Genomic DNA, 13,491 nt, shown 5'->3' with positions numbered 1-13,491 from the left:
CCTCCCATTTCTACTGTCCCCAGCCACCGACTCCCCTGGATTCTCTTCTTTCATGTTTAGCTCAGGGTGAAATCCTGCGAATTCATGAGTTTGAGTGAGGAAATTGAATCACTTCGAGGGAGTTTAAACACACTAATGCGATTTTGTTTTCACTATTCGTATTACCATCTACATTGCTTTTCTTTCTAAATTTAATGATTTTTATTCCGTTCTCAGGTGTATCGATTAATGTGAAAGTGATTCTTTCATATGAAGGAGCGTGATGTCCTGAATAGTTTAATGCACTTGCAATAACTAAATGTCTTCGTGTATTGCCTTTAATTCGCTCAACGCTATCTATCTTGGACACATTATAAAATCCGGAAAATCCTTCTCGATTACCAGAAAAGTATCTTGTGTACAATGTTTCCTCTAAAAGTTCTTCTTTAGTTGTGGTCCAACAGGTTCATACTTCCAGCCAACAATGATCCAATCATAAAGCTCTTGTGAAGTTACTCGGAGCTGGTAAGGGGCTGCAGGATAATGATCGGAGAGAAAAGAAAAAGCCGAGTGAAATCAGGAGTAAATGCCTGAAATCAGCTCCGGCTTACAGTTAAACTTTATAAGCTTAGTGCAGAGTTTGTATGGGCTTTAAGGTTTATTGGATGTTAACACTAGTTACTAGTCTTTAATGTCTGTCTCCAAACAAAATGTTGTAATCCAACCACAGTGCAAAAAGTGAGCAAGAACACGACTTTAATACAAAATTCAATCAAAGAACACAACTTTTTCACTAGAACACAACTTTATTGCAAATTAGAACATAACTTTAATACAAAATATCATGTGCACAACGAGTGTCTCCCGCCTTACTCCACCGTCACGCTCTTCGCCAGGTTACGCGGTTTATCCACGTCGTTGCCACGGGCAAGCGATGCGTAGTAGGCAAGCAGCTGCAACGGTACGACAGACAAGGCTGCCGTCAAGATCGGCAAGGTCTTCGGAATGGCGAAGGCTTGATCCACGGATTTCAGCAGGCCGGCCACATGCTCTTCATGCGTAATCGCCATCACTTCTGCACCGCGGGCCTTCACTTCCTTGATGTTGCTCACCGTTTTCTCCATAACCGCTTCCTGGGTTGCCAAGGCAATAACCGGAATGCCCTCTTCAATCAAGGCCAGCGTACCATGCTTCAGTTCGCCGGCAGCATAAGCCTCGGAATGAATGTAAGAGATCTCCTTCAGCTTCAGGGACCCTTCTTGTGCTACGGCGTAGTCTTGACCACGACCGATGAAGAACAGGTTCTCATGCTCCGCAATTTGCTCGGCATATCCCTTGATTGATTCTGCGTTGGTCAGCATGGACTCTACCTGTTCAGGCAGTGCTTCCATCGCTGCAATCACTTCAGCCACAGCGTCTTCGGTCATCGTATCGCGTACTTGAGCCAGGTACAGACCAAACAGATAGAACGCAATTAACTGAGAAGTATAGGCTTTCGTAGATGCTACGGCAATCTCCGGTCCAGCCAGAGTGCCAAGCACATCGTTCGCTTCACGGGCAATCGAGCTGCCTACTACGTTCGTGATGGCCAGGACATGAGCGCCATGGCTCTGTGCTTCACGAAGCGCTGCCAAGGTATCTGCCGTTTCACCGGATTGGCTTACAACGATAACCAGGGTCTCTGGCGTAACGATTGGCGAACGGTAACGATACTCGGACGCCACATCATTCTCAACCGGAATGCGTACCATCTCTTCAATCACGCTGCGTCCCACAAGTCCAGCATGGTAAGCCGTACCGCAGGCAACGATCTGAACATTGCGAATGTTCTTAATCTGTTCCTGTGTCAGCTTCAGCTCAGGCAGAACGACCTTACGTCCGCTCTCATCTACACGGCCCAGCATGGTATCCCGGTATGCTTTTGGCTGCTCGTGGATCTCCTTCAGCATGAAGTGATCGAATCCGCCTTTTTCCGCTGTAACGGCATCCCAATCGACACGAATCATTTCCCGAGAAATAAAGTTCCCCTCAATGGTCATTAATTCGACAGCATCTGCGGTCAGCAGAGCCATCTCTCCATCGTTGAGAATATATACGTTCCGTGTATATTTCAAAATAGCCGGAATATCAGAACCGATAAAGTTCTCCCCTTCACCAAGACCAATAATAAGCGGGCTTGCTTGACGCACAGCCACCAATCGATCCGGCTCATACTCGGTCAAGACGCCAAGGGCAAATGCGCCTCTCATGTAAGAGATCGCCTTCTGCACGGCCTTTACGATATCCCCGTCATATTCACGGGCAATGAGATGGGAGATAACTTCGGTATCGGTCTCCGAAACAAAGTGGTGTCCTTGGCTGATCAGCTCTTCCTTGAGCTCCAGATAGTTCTCAACGATCCCGTTATGAACAACGGAGAACTTCTGGCTTTCATCCGTATGCGGATGCGAATTCACGTCTGATGGCCGGCCATGTGTTGCCCAACGAGTGTGACCAATACCTGCGGTTCCCACTAGTGGGGCAGACTCCAGTCTCTCCTCCAGATTGGCAAGACGTCCTTGCGCTTTGGCCACACGCAGCCCTTCATTCGTAAATACGGCAATCCCTGCTGAATCGTATCCGCGATACTCCAGCTTTCTCAATCCCTCGATCAACACCGCTTGCGTTTTCTGATTTCCAATATATCCGACAATACCACACATAGTATGATTCCTCCGTTCGATTTCCCTATAATAGTAGGTGAAAATAGAACACGGCTGCATCTGTGCGGTATCAGGAAAGAAGAATGATTTATTCAATTATCAACGTTCAAAAAATCCAGCATGATATAGGCTGCTATGTTGAACAGACATGAATGCACTCTTCTTCCACCGCGCTGCCCTGTTCTAAATCGCACATTCATGTTTTGTATTAGTAAGAAGAAGCACCTGCGGATCCGTTGTAAGAACGGTCGCCCATTCCTTTTCCGTGATTCGCTTACGGTTGGTGCATAACCGAGAGGTCCCCGCCGAATAATCCGAACACCTCTACCTCGTCAACTTGCGTTCTGCCGTTTGGTTATCCCTATCGTAGCAATAACCAATCCCCGCGCAGATACAAGTTCTGGCGCTTATGAAGCTTGAAGTAACCTCACAATCCTCGCTTTCTATTCTTGAATGACATCCTTTATTATATTCATGCTATATCACTTTGGCAACTCGGCTGTTTCCCAGGTGCTCCAAGCACTGCGTATAATTAACCCCATGAATGGCATCGAATGGCCTACCCTCTCAAGCAATGCCGTAATTCACACTCTTTGCTGACAGGACAGGGGGTGTTGCGCTTTCATTGACTGGCTTCATTGAAAAGCAGAAGGCCAGTGAACCGGATCCGCATAGTTCACTGGCCCTGACAAAAATTAGTCTGCTTTCCTTGAAAAATACACCCTTAGTCTTACGCCAATTCCCGCTTCACCACGTCTGCAATCTGCGTTACGTAACGGTCGAGCTCTTCTTTGTCCGGGCCTTCGGCCATGACGCGAATGAGGGATTCCGTTCCCGATGGGCGAACCAGGACACGTCCATTATCCCCCAGAATGCCTTCAACTTCAGCAATCGCAGACTCAATAACGGTATTGCCTTGGTACTTGCTCTTATCGCCAACACGAACATTAACCAGCACTTGCGGGTACTTGCGCATGCTGCTCTTCAGCTCATGCAGAGGCTTGCCGGAGGCTACCAACGTATCCACCAATTGAATTCCCGTCAGAATGCCATCCCCTGTTGTATTGTGATCCAGGAAAATCACGTGTCCTGACTGCTCTCCACCCAGGTTATATCCGCCACGGCGCATTTCTTCCATCACGTAGCGGTCACCGACTGCAGTTTTAGCGGTTTTCAGCTTCAAGCTGTCACATGCCTTATAGAAACCGATGTTACTCATAACGGTCGAAACGATGGTGCCTGCCTTCAGCTTGCCGGCACGGTTCATGGCATCACCGCAAATGCACAGAATGAAATCGCCGTCTACTTCCTCGCCTTTTGCGTCAATGGCAATCAGGCGATCCGCATCTCCGTCAAAAGCCAGACCGAGGTCAGCGCCATGCTCGAGTACAGCCTCGACGAGTTTCTCCGGGTGAGTCGATCCACAGTGATCATTGATATTCAGGCCATTCGGCTCAGCACCGATGGTAATCACATCCGCACCCAGTTCACGGAAAAGCTTTGGAGCCAGCTCATAAGCTGCGCCATTAGCACAGTCTAATACGATTTTCAGGCCGTCAAACCGGTTATTCACCGTCGTTTTCAAATATTCCAGGTATTTATACTTCGATTCGTTATCAACCAGCAATTCACCTAAATCAGCCCCGATTGGCCGCGGCAGATTATCCGTTTCCGCATCCATCAGCTCTTCAATCTTAAGCTCTGTCTCATCCGACAGCTTGAAGCCGTCTCCACCGAAGAACTTGATGCCGTTATCTTGTACAGGGTTATGTGAAGCCGAGATCATAACACCCGCATCAGCTTTCAAAAGTCTTGTGATATACGCCACCGCTGGTGTACTTACGACACCCAGACGAATGACATGTGCACCGATTGACAGCAGGCCTGCAATCAAAGCCGACTCCAGCATAGCCCCCGATACGCGAGTATCCATGCCGATGATGACAGTTGGCTTCTCTTTATCGCCAGTGAGCACATAACCGCCGCAGCGACCGATGCTGTAAGCCATTTCTGCAGTCAGCTCTTGATTCGCAACTCCTCTTACTCCATCTGTACCAAAATATTTCCCCATGTTTTATATACTCCTTTATCTACTCTTCGTTATTATCCATCATTGGACGTTTCTGACCCCGTTGTCCCATCATTCGATCCGTCTCCCGGCGGATGTGATGGGGTTTCTCCTGATCCGGAGTTATCCGTGTCTTCATGAGTAGGAGGCGTCTCCGGATCCTCCTCCTGATCATTGCCTGTTCCTGTTCCTGATCCCGTTCCTGGTGGAACAGGCGGCTTGTCTTCCGTTCCCTCATTCTTCGAGGTGTCCGGCTCCGTTGTCACGGGCTTGGAGTTATCCTTGAGCTCTACCTTAACAACAGGACGGTCCGAATCCGTGCGGTTAATAAAGTTAGGAAGCGTGATCTGCAGCGGAATTTCGTGAACGCCGGCTTTCAAACCGGTTGCATTCGCTTCAGCTCCGATATCCGTCGGCTCCAGGCTATTGAGCAAGTCCGGCGCTCCGGTGAGCGTTAAAGATATGGTCTTCGTCTTTGGATCCGTAATGACAGCATCCAAGCCGGTGGCAACCCCTTTTAACGTTATCGGAATCCCCGTAATCACCCGTTCACCATGCGATACCGCCGTAACATCCACCGTTACAGAGCTCGGCTCGATTTTCTCAAAACCTTCAGGCGGCGTCAAGTCGGCCGTAAGCACTGTTGTTCCCGAATTTCTAACTTCTCCCAGATTGATCGTAGCTTCGATATAGGTCTCAGCTCCTGCCAGCGCCTCTTTACTGCCAAACAGCTTCACTTCTTTTACCTTCTGTTCCACCTTGGATAGGACAAACCCTTCCGGCAGCCGTCCGGTATATTGAAGCTCCAGCGGCAGGGTGACAAAAGCAGGCTCAATCGGCACTTCAGCTGCTACTGTAGCAGGCTCAATGACCGCATCTTCCATTGCGTTGCCTTCTTTATCATATGCTGTAAGCTTGACTCGTTTCTCCGTAATCTTCTCTTTGGCACCATCAAGCTCCACATTACCTTTGACCTGCCCCAGATTCGCCATTGACGATTCAGGCAGGGTAACCGTGACTTGCCTTGGGTCAATCAGCACGGGTGTTCCGGCCCGGTAATCTTTAGCAGGCTCGCCTTTGGTTCCAATACTTACCGTCACGGATTTCGACACTCTCGCCTCTACCGTCACCGTAACAACCGAAGGCTCCATCGATACCATCTCCACGCCACTCGGGATGGAGGGCGTTAGCGGAAGTGTGTGCGTACCCGGTTCTTTGACGTTGCTCAAATCAAGCTTCACCTTATAATCGTCGGTCAAAAGCGAAATATTGGATTTCTTTCCCCGAACTTCGAGATTTACACGGTCTTTATCAATCCCTGTTAACGCATATTCGCTGTCATCAAATCCATAAGTCTGAATCTCAACGCCTTCAATGACTTTGGTATCATAAAAAGTCGTTGGCGGTGCAGGCGTTCCGCTGTCCATATGAACCATCGCCCACAATAAAATACTGACAGCGAGTGCAATGAGCTTGCTTGCCGTGTTGTTCTTGATCCATTTATCCATTGCTGCCGTCCCCCTTCCGTTTCCAGAAGAACGTGCGTTTCTCCTTAATGGACGCGGCAGGCCTGAGCTCCTCATACAATTTGGAGATGAGGGACTCTTCCTTAATATCTCGAACCACCTGTCCATTCAAGGCCAGCGATACTTGCCCAGTCTCCTCGGATACGACAACCGAAATCGCATCCCCCACCTCACTGATTCCGATAGCGGCACGGTGTCTTGTTCCCAGTTCCTTACTGATAAAAGGATTCTCTGATAGCGGTAAATAACAGCCAGCCGCCGCAATTTGACCGTTCTGAATAATGACAGCTCCGTCATGGAGCGGCGTGTTCGGTATAAAAATGTTAATAAACAATTCCGAGCTGATCACCGATCTCATCGGAATTCCTGATTCTACATATTCATTCAGGCCCGTCGTCCGCTCGAAGACGATCAGAGCCCCTATTTTGCGCCGAGACAAATAATTAACCGCCTTAATGGTTTCGCTGATTAACTTATTGGTCTCCTCGTCAATATCCGCCGTCCGCCCAAACAGCTTGCCTCGTCCGAGCTGCTCCAGACCACGTCTGAGCTCCGGCTGGAAGATGATAAAGATCGCCAGCACCCCAAATGTAAAGATCTGATTCATCAGCCACTTCAGCGTATACAGATCAAACCAGGTGCTGAGAGCCCAGATGACCACCAGCACCAAAATCCCTTTGAGCAGCTGGACCGCCCGCGTCCCGCGGACGAGCAGTATCATCTGGTATATTATATAAGTAACGATAAGGATATCGATGATATCTTTAATGGTTTCACCCCAGGTCATATCTGTGAAATACTCCATACAGCAACCCCCGTCATTTCCTTTAAGTGCGGGCCCAAAAAATCCGGTTCCTCGAAAATGAATGCTAAGATTCGATTTCACCGAACCAGCTCTCCATTTTCCTTCGGATCACACGGGGACTTTTTGAACTTCCTTTTTAATAACGCATGAGACTTATATATGTAGTATGTACTCTACACTCTCTAGGTTATAACGTTAATCTTTCCGATGCAAGCGGACGCCCTCTGCTTTCCATGAAAAAGATCATAAAATCAACAAAAGAAGCGCCGTCTTTTCACAGAAAAGAGGCGCTTTTATTCAGTAGGCTTCAGGTTTCACCTAGCGGTAAGCGGCATCTGTAAACAGAGTGGAGATCTTGTACCAGATCCAGTCCATCGCCCGATCTATGTCCTTCACTTGACCTGCTATATGTGAGGTGGAAGCCTGAAATAATTCTCCGTCAATGACGGTCACATTGCCATTCACTTGACCGTAGACCTTCGTCTTTCCGTTCTCGACCGTAATATCTCCCGTGATGATTTGATCCGGAGGAATAATGACGGTATCTCCTTCAATCACCAGCTTTTCGAATTCGTCACTCTTTACAACCAGCTGAGTATCCTGACTCCAAAAACTGATTGTGCTGAAGAGCATGACAACCAAAAACAAAGCTGCAGCCGTGAGCGCAGGATGATTCCTAACCCATTTGACCCAAGCTTTTTGTCTCTTGGGCTGCGGCAGCATGCCCATTATACGTTCCGTTAAATCATCGGATGGCTTGGTCGCATGATGAGTTAAGGAATAAAGAAGCATATCGGTATGCTCCAGCTTCTCGAAGTAATTCCGACAGTCAGCACAATCCCGCAAATGTTGCTGCAATTCCAGCTGCTGTGGGTCGGACAAGTCATTATCCAGATAATCATGCATCAAAGAGACGGCTAATTTGCAATCCATTTGTGAGCCAATCCTTTCATTCAATCTCTTTGCTGGGTCCCTTCCCCATAGGGGCATAAGACTTGCTTATTGTTCATACGTGCCGGAATCAGGGATGTTTCAATTTTTTTAAAAGATAGTCAGAAAAAAATTTGCAGAGACTAACTTTCTGGCTCCGCAAGAAAAAAGCGCCCTTAAACGCGATCTCTCTTCCTCAAAGAACGGCGATAGGCGTTTTCCCCTCACAATTTGTACTCTAATTTTTTGCGTAAAAATTCGCGTCCACGATGTACACGCGTTTTGATCGTTGTTACAGGCAAGTCCAAAATCTCGCTGATCTCCTGCAGAGATAAATCCTGAATGTACCTTAGAATCATGATTGTCTTGTACTTGGCAGGAAGTCCGTCAATCGCCGTATGAATAATACGCTGTGTCTCGGATAGCAGCATTTCACTCTCCGGTGTACGATTATCGCTCGGGATCAAGGAGTAGCCATCCATGCCTTCGCTTTCATTCAGTTCGGCGTCCAGCGAGAAAGACGGCTTGCGCTTGCGCAGCCGATCAATGCTAAGATTTGTACCAATTCGGTATATCCAAGTTGAGAACTTCTGATTCTCGTCGTATCGATCAAGGTTTTTATATACTCGCAAAAAAGTCTCTTGTACGACATCCTCAGCCTCATGGCGGTTACTCAGCATCCGGTAAGCCAAATGAAAAATCTTGTCTTTATAAAGCTCTACGATTTCGGCAAAAGCTCTCTGGTCCCCTTTTCGGGCCAGCTTCGCCAGTCTTACATCCAAATTGTCCACCACAATTCCCCCAGAATGGTCTGATGGGTAACGTCTAAAAAGCATCATTCAAATCGTAATTCAACTGTTTCTAAAAATCAACAATAATTCAAAAAGAATCCCTATTCTCTATCAAAGACATTCATGCTGCAGCCGATACTTTAATCATCAGGGATTATGCTGCTATAGATGAAAAAACGAGGTTCCTTTAGGGAACCTCGCCTTGTACTATCCCTTTTAAACAACGTTGTCATTCTGTACGGATCAACCTGTATTACGAAGCCCCGCCGCAATGCCGTTGATGGTCAGCAATACTTCCCGAAGCAGATCCGGATTGTCCTGCTCCTGCTCTCTCAGCTCGCGCAGCTCGTTAAGCAATTGAACCTGCAAATAGCTAAGCGGATCCACGTAAGGGTTACGGAGTCGAATCGATTCCTGCAAGACCGGCTGGTTATCCAGAATATCCTGTTGTCCCGTAATCTTAAGAACAAGCTCTTTCGTCAAGTTGAACTCATCCAGAATCAGACCGAAGATACGCTCGCGGGCTTGATCATCCTTCGTCATCAAAGAATACTCCTTGGCGATGATCAGATCAGCCTTGGCAAGAGCCATCTGAAGGGTATCGATCAGTGATGTAAAGAACGGATAGCTCGTGTACATCTTCTGAAGCACCTTCATATTCTCTTCCTTGCCCTGGTAGAAGCTCTGTAAGCCCGTACCAGCCGCGTACCATGCCGGAAGCAGGTAACGACTCTGGGTCCAAGCAAACACCCAAGGAATGGCTCTGAGGTCCTCAAAACGGTCACTGTTCTTACGCTTGGATGGTCGTGAACCGATATTCAGCTCTCCCACTTCAGGAAGCGGCGTGGATTCCTTGAAGAAGCTCAGGAAATCCGGATCACGGAAGATCAGATCCTGATATTTCTTCTGTGAAGCGGCCGATATGCTCGAGGAAATCTCTTCCCACTCTTTTTCGGTCGATTCTTTTTCAGGGTAACGGGCATTAAGAGAAGCCGTTATAAGTGCTGAAGTCGCCTGGTCCAAACTGCGGTAGGCAATTCCCTTCAAAGAGTAACGGGAAGAAATAACCTCGCCTTGCTCCGTGATTTTGATGCCACCCGCAATCGTTGATGCCGGTTGAGCCAAAATGCTTCGGTTCAGCGGCATACCGCCGCGTCCAAGCGATCCGCCGCGTCCATGGAAGTATTTCACCTTGATGCCATACTCATTGGCTACAGCCGTAATATCTTTGAGTGCTACCTGGAGCTCCCAGTTCGCGGTAATGGCACCGCCGTCCTTGTTGCTGTCGGAGTAACCCAGCATGATTTCCTGAAGCTCATTCATGGCGCTAACCGCTTCCCGATAGATCGGCAGGTTGAAGAGCTTACGCATAATATCAGGTGCGGCATGAAGGTCTTCAATCGTCTCAAACAATGGTGCAACCTGTAAAGTAGCTATTACAGAACCATCATTGTCCTTGCGGAAAAGTCCGACTTCTTTGGCAAATACCATCACTTCCAGAATGTCGCTTGCGCCCTCGGACATACTGATCAAATAACTTGAAATACATTTCACGCCGAACTCCTGCTGCGCACGGAATACGGTACGATATACTTCAAGGCATTCTTCGGTACTGTCGCTATACTCTTGATAAGGCGTAGTCAATGGACGAGGATCATTAAGCAGGTTATTAAGCAGCTCGATCTTCTCATCTTCACTTAACTGGGCATAATCCTGAGTCACATTCATTTTACGAAGAATCTCGGCCATGGCATTTTCATGCTCTTGGCTATGCTGTCTGATGTCCAGCGTTGCTGTATGGAAGCCAAATAACTCCGCCTGACGAATCAGTTTTTGAATATACGTGTCTGCAACATAGTCAGCAAAATGGAAACGCAAGCTTCGATCAATGATATTCAAGTCCTCAATAAATTCCTCAGGGGACTGATAACGCTCGCTGCCCGTCATGTTCTCATCAAGAATATGACTCATTTTAGCCAGCATATATACCAGTTTTACACGATAAGGCTCTTTCTCATTGTGCCAAATTTCCATCTTCTTCAGTGTTACATGCTCGCGGTCTTTTTCAATGGATTGAAGCAATTCATCCGAAACGCTCACGATGGATGAGCTGAAGCTGAGGTATTTCATGAAATCACGCAAAATCCGTTGGTATTCACGAATCGCTAGCTTCCGCTGCATTTCAAGCGTTTTCCATGTTACGTCCGCCGTCACTGAAGGATTTCCGTCCCGATCGCCACCGATCCACGAACCGAAACGCAAATAGGTTGGAACGTGCCAATGGTGACCCGGATAATATTTACTTAGGCAGCGCTCCAGTTCTTGATAAACCTCTGGCAGAATGTGAAACAGAGTCTCGTGAAAATAATACATACCGTTTCTGACCTCATCAAGAACCGTCGGCTTACGGTCACGAAGCTCGTCGGTTTGCCATAGCGTAATCACTTCATTCAGTAGTTTTTCCCGAAGCTGCTCTCGTTCGCGGAATGTCAGTGTCGGGTTGTCGAGTTGCATCACATCGTCCGCTATCCGTTTATGAATATCCAGAATAGCCCGACGCATCGCTTCTGTTGGATGAGCTGTCATTACCAGCTCAAGGGATAGACTTTCGAGAATTTCTTGAACTTCTTCAAACGTAATATTGCGCTCTTTCAAATCCTGGACCGCACTTTCAATGGAACCCGGTTGAACACTCTCCCCGGCGGAACGCTCGTAATCGCGTTTGCGGCGAATGCGATGATTCTGCTCTGCGATATTAACCAATTGAAAATAAATGGCAAACGCGCGAATCACCTGATGGCGAATGTCGGGCTCCAATGTGCTGATGATCCTTTTGAAATCTGCAAACAATTCTGGCAAGAATACGGATCGCAACGATTTACTCGTTTCACGAATTTTCTCAACTATATCTAAAAGCTCATTGCCACCTTGGTGGACAAGAACTTCTCCAAGAATATTGCCAAGGAACCGTACATCTCGCCGCAGCAGATTGTTGGAATTGCTCTTTGCGGTTACTGTAAGTTCAGTCATGCTACTCCTCCCATCTCAACCCGTTTCAGCAGTTTGTCTATAGGACGTAACGCCTTCCTAACATCATACAATAAAAGCGCATGAAAATCTGCATTTTCCAGGCGAAAAAATTAGCCAAATCGACAAAACTCATGATATTGATATACCCATATACCATGGACATTAGTCCTATAAACCTTGACCTGCCTATATTCTTTAGCACATTAACACTTCGCAGGATAGTCGTATGAATATGTAAAAAAACATCACACACGGTGATGTCCTGCTTATGTATGGAGCGGGTGATGGGAATCGAACCCACGCTACCAGCTTGGAAGGCTGGAGTTCTACCATTGAACTACACCCGCATATCAACCCACAAAAGAGATGCTACATCTCGGAGTATAATCCGATTACTTTTGCGGGGCTTAACTCTTAAACAAATCGGGATGACACGATTTGAACATGCGACCCCCTGGTCCCAAACCAGGTGCTCTACCAAGCTGAGCTACATCCCGATATTTATCTTTTTTGAAAAATGGCACGCCCTGAGAGATTCGAACTCCCGACCTTTTGATTCGTAGTCAAACGCTCTATCCAGCTGAGCTAAGGGCGCAAATGGAGCGGACGACGGGAATCGAACCCGCGACCCTCGCCTTGGCAAGGCGATGCTCTACCGCTGAGCCACGTCCGCATAAATGGTGCGCGTGGAGGGACTTGAACCCCCACGTCAAAGACGCTAGATCCTAAGTCTAGTGCGTCTGCCAATTCCGCCACACGCGCACAAGATGAAACAATGGTGAGCCATGAAGGACTCGAACCTTCGACACCCTGATTAAAAGTCAGGTGCTCTACCAACTGAGCTAATGGCTCGCATTTCAGGGCCCCCGAAAAGTATTCGGAATCACCTTCAAAGCGTAACTACACTTTTTGGGGTAAAGTGGCTGGGGATATAGGATTCGAACCTATGCATGACGGAGTCAAAGTCCGTTGCCTTACCGCTTGGCTAATCCCCAAAATCGATGAGATACTTCTATTGTGCTGATTCTCGTTAGAATCATGCACGAAATGGTGGAGGCTGAGGGGATCGAACCCCCGACCCTCTGCTTGTAAGGCAGATGCTCTCCCAGCTGAGCTAAGCCTCCATACAATATGGAATAAAAAGTAGTGGTGACCCGTAGGGGATACTCTCACTTCGTTCGAGACTGCGAAGTCTATGCTTACGAAGTTATCCTCCGACGAACCGACGGGATTCTCATCCCCTGATGCAATTAAATTAGTGGTGACCCGTAGGGGATTCGAACCCCTGTTACCTCCGTGAAAGGGAGGTGTCTTAACCCCTTGACCAACGGGCCGCAATTTCATAATGCATGTCCAATTCAAAAACGAATCTGGAGCTTCCAACCGGGATCGAACCGGTGACCTCATCCTTACCATGGATGCACTCTACCTACTGAGCTATGGAAGCAAGTGGCTCCCCGAACAGGACTCGAACCTGTGACAACTCGATTAACAGTCGAGTGCTCTACCAACTGAGCTATCAGGGAATATATCCGCTTGGCGACGTCCTACTCTCCCGGGACCCTTCGGTCCAAGTACCATCGGCGCTGGAAGGCTTAACGGTCGTGTTCGGTATGGGAACGCGTGGAACCCTTCCGCCATCGCCACCAAACGGTTCAGA

At 47.9% G+C, this 13,491-nt stretch carries 7 protein-coding genes, 11 tRNA genes and 1 rRNA gene; all 19 read right to left on the bottom strand.

Annotation, left to right across the window (positions count from 1 at the left end; translation table 11 throughout):
- Nucleotides 1–848: 848 nt before the first annotated feature.
- Nucleotides 849–2,681, bottom strand: coding sequence for a glutamine--fructose-6-phosphate transaminase (isomerizing) (glmS, locus tag AK95_RS21145; protein WP_071221884.1), 1,833 nt, complete (start codon nucleotides 2,679–2,681; stop codon nucleotides 849–851).
- Between the two features lie 730 nt (nucleotides 2,682–3,411).
- Entirely contained in the window at nucleotides 3,412–4,752 is a 1,341-nt protein-coding gene (glmM, locus tag AK95_RS21140) for a phosphoglucosamine mutase (RefSeq protein ID WP_071221883.1), read from the bottom strand.
- Between the two features lie 32 nt (nucleotides 4,753–4,784).
- Complete coding sequence (locus AK95_RS21135; RefSeq protein WP_071221882.1) at nucleotides 4,785–6,257, bottom strand: CdaR family protein; 1,473 nt, start codon at nucleotides 6,255–6,257, stop codon at nucleotides 4,785–4,787.
- On the bottom strand, nucleotides 6,250–7,080 hold the full coding sequence (gene cdaA, locus AK95_RS21130; protein WP_071221881.1) for a diadenylate cyclase CdaA: 831 nt from the start codon (nucleotides 7,078–7,080) through the stop codon (nucleotides 6,250–6,252). Before cdaA ends, AK95_RS21135 begins: the two co-directional genes overlap by 8 nt.
- A 318-nt stretch (nucleotides 7,081–7,398) precedes the next feature.
- Nucleotides 7,399–8,013, bottom strand: a complete 615-nt coding sequence (locus AK95_RS21125) for a zf-HC2 domain-containing protein (protein WP_071221880.1) — start codon at nucleotides 8,011–8,013, stop codon at nucleotides 7,399–7,401.
- A gap of 221 nt (nucleotides 8,014–8,234) precedes the next feature.
- Nucleotides 8,235–8,801 carry an RNA polymerase sigma factor SigW gene (gene sigW / locus AK95_RS21120; protein WP_071221879.1) on the bottom strand — a complete coding sequence of 189 codons (567 nt, stop codon included), beginning with the start codon at nucleotides 8,799–8,801 and terminating at the stop codon, nucleotides 8,235–8,237.
- A gap of 243 nt (nucleotides 8,802–9,044) precedes the next feature.
- Entirely contained in the window at nucleotides 9,045–11,831 is a 2,787-nt protein-coding gene (gene ppc / locus AK95_RS21115; RefSeq protein ID WP_071221878.1) for a phosphoenolpyruvate carboxylase, read from the bottom strand.
- Between the two features lie 273 nt (nucleotides 11,832–12,104).
- Nucleotides 12,105–12,178: transfer RNA gene (locus AK95_RS21110), tRNA-Gly, on the bottom strand.
- Between the two features lie 76 nt (nucleotides 12,179–12,254).
- Nucleotides 12,255–12,328 (bottom strand) — tRNA-Pro (locus tag AK95_RS21105).
- A 21-nt stretch (nucleotides 12,329–12,349) separates the two neighbouring features.
- Nucleotides 12,350–12,426, bottom strand: a tRNA-Arg gene (locus AK95_RS21100).
- 3 nt (nucleotides 12,427–12,429) lie between these two features.
- Nucleotides 12,430–12,504, bottom strand: a tRNA-Gly gene (locus tag AK95_RS21095).
- A 5-nt stretch (nucleotides 12,505–12,509) separates the two neighbouring features.
- A tRNA-Leu gene (locus AK95_RS21090) sits at nucleotides 12,510–12,593 on the bottom strand.
- A 14-nt stretch (nucleotides 12,594–12,607) separates the two neighbouring features.
- Nucleotides 12,608–12,683 (bottom strand) — tRNA-Lys (locus AK95_RS21085).
- Between the two features lie 68 nt (nucleotides 12,684–12,751).
- Nucleotides 12,752–12,826: transfer RNA gene (locus AK95_RS21080), tRNA-Gln, on the bottom strand.
- Nucleotides 12,827–12,879: 53 nt separating this feature from the next.
- Nucleotides 12,880–12,955 (bottom strand) — tRNA-Val (locus tag AK95_RS21075).
- Nucleotides 12,956–13,090: 135 nt separating this feature from the next.
- Nucleotides 13,091–13,165 (bottom strand) — tRNA-Glu (locus tag AK95_RS21070).
- Between the two features lie 37 nt (nucleotides 13,166–13,202).
- A tRNA-Thr gene (locus tag AK95_RS21065) sits at nucleotides 13,203–13,278 on the bottom strand.
- Between the two features lie 3 nt (nucleotides 13,279–13,281).
- Nucleotides 13,282–13,357 (bottom strand) — tRNA-Asn (locus tag AK95_RS21060).
- 8 nt (nucleotides 13,358–13,365) lie between these two features.
- Nucleotides 13,366–13,482: ribosomal RNA gene (gene rrf / locus AK95_RS21055) — 5S ribosomal RNA — on the bottom strand.
- Nucleotides 13,483–13,491: the final 9 nt, after the last annotated feature.

This window comes from Paenibacillus sp. LC231, from assembly GCF_001860525.1.
Taxonomy (GTDB): domain Bacteria; phylum Bacillota; class Bacilli; order Paenibacillales; family Paenibacillaceae; genus Paenibacillus_AQ.
This window is presented reverse-complemented; position numbering and strand designations above follow the sequence as displayed.

Bases quoted from the DNA above. Each gene is read 5' to 3' on its own strand.
- AK95_RS21125 (WP_071221880.1), bottom strand. From the start codon at position 8,013: ATGGATTGCAAATTAGCCGTCTCTTTGATGCATGATTATCTGGATAAT.
- glmS (WP_071221884.1), bottom strand. From the start codon at position 2,681: ATGTGTGGTATTGTCGGATATATTGGAAATCAGAAAACGCAAGCGGTG.
- glmM (WP_071221883.1), bottom strand. From the start codon at position 4,752: ATGGGGAAATATTTTGGTACAGATGGAGTAAGAGGAGTTGCGAATCAA.
- ppc (WP_071221878.1), bottom strand. From the start codon at position 11,831: ATGACTGAACTTACAGTAACCGCAAAGAGCAATTCCAACAATCTGCTG.
- AK95_RS21135 (WP_071221882.1), bottom strand. From the start codon at position 6,257: ATGGATAAATGGATCAAGAACAACACGGCAAGCAAGCTCATTGCACTC.
- cdaA (WP_071221881.1), bottom strand. From the start codon at position 7,080: ATGGAGTATTTCACAGATATGACCTGGGGTGAAACCATTAAAGATATC.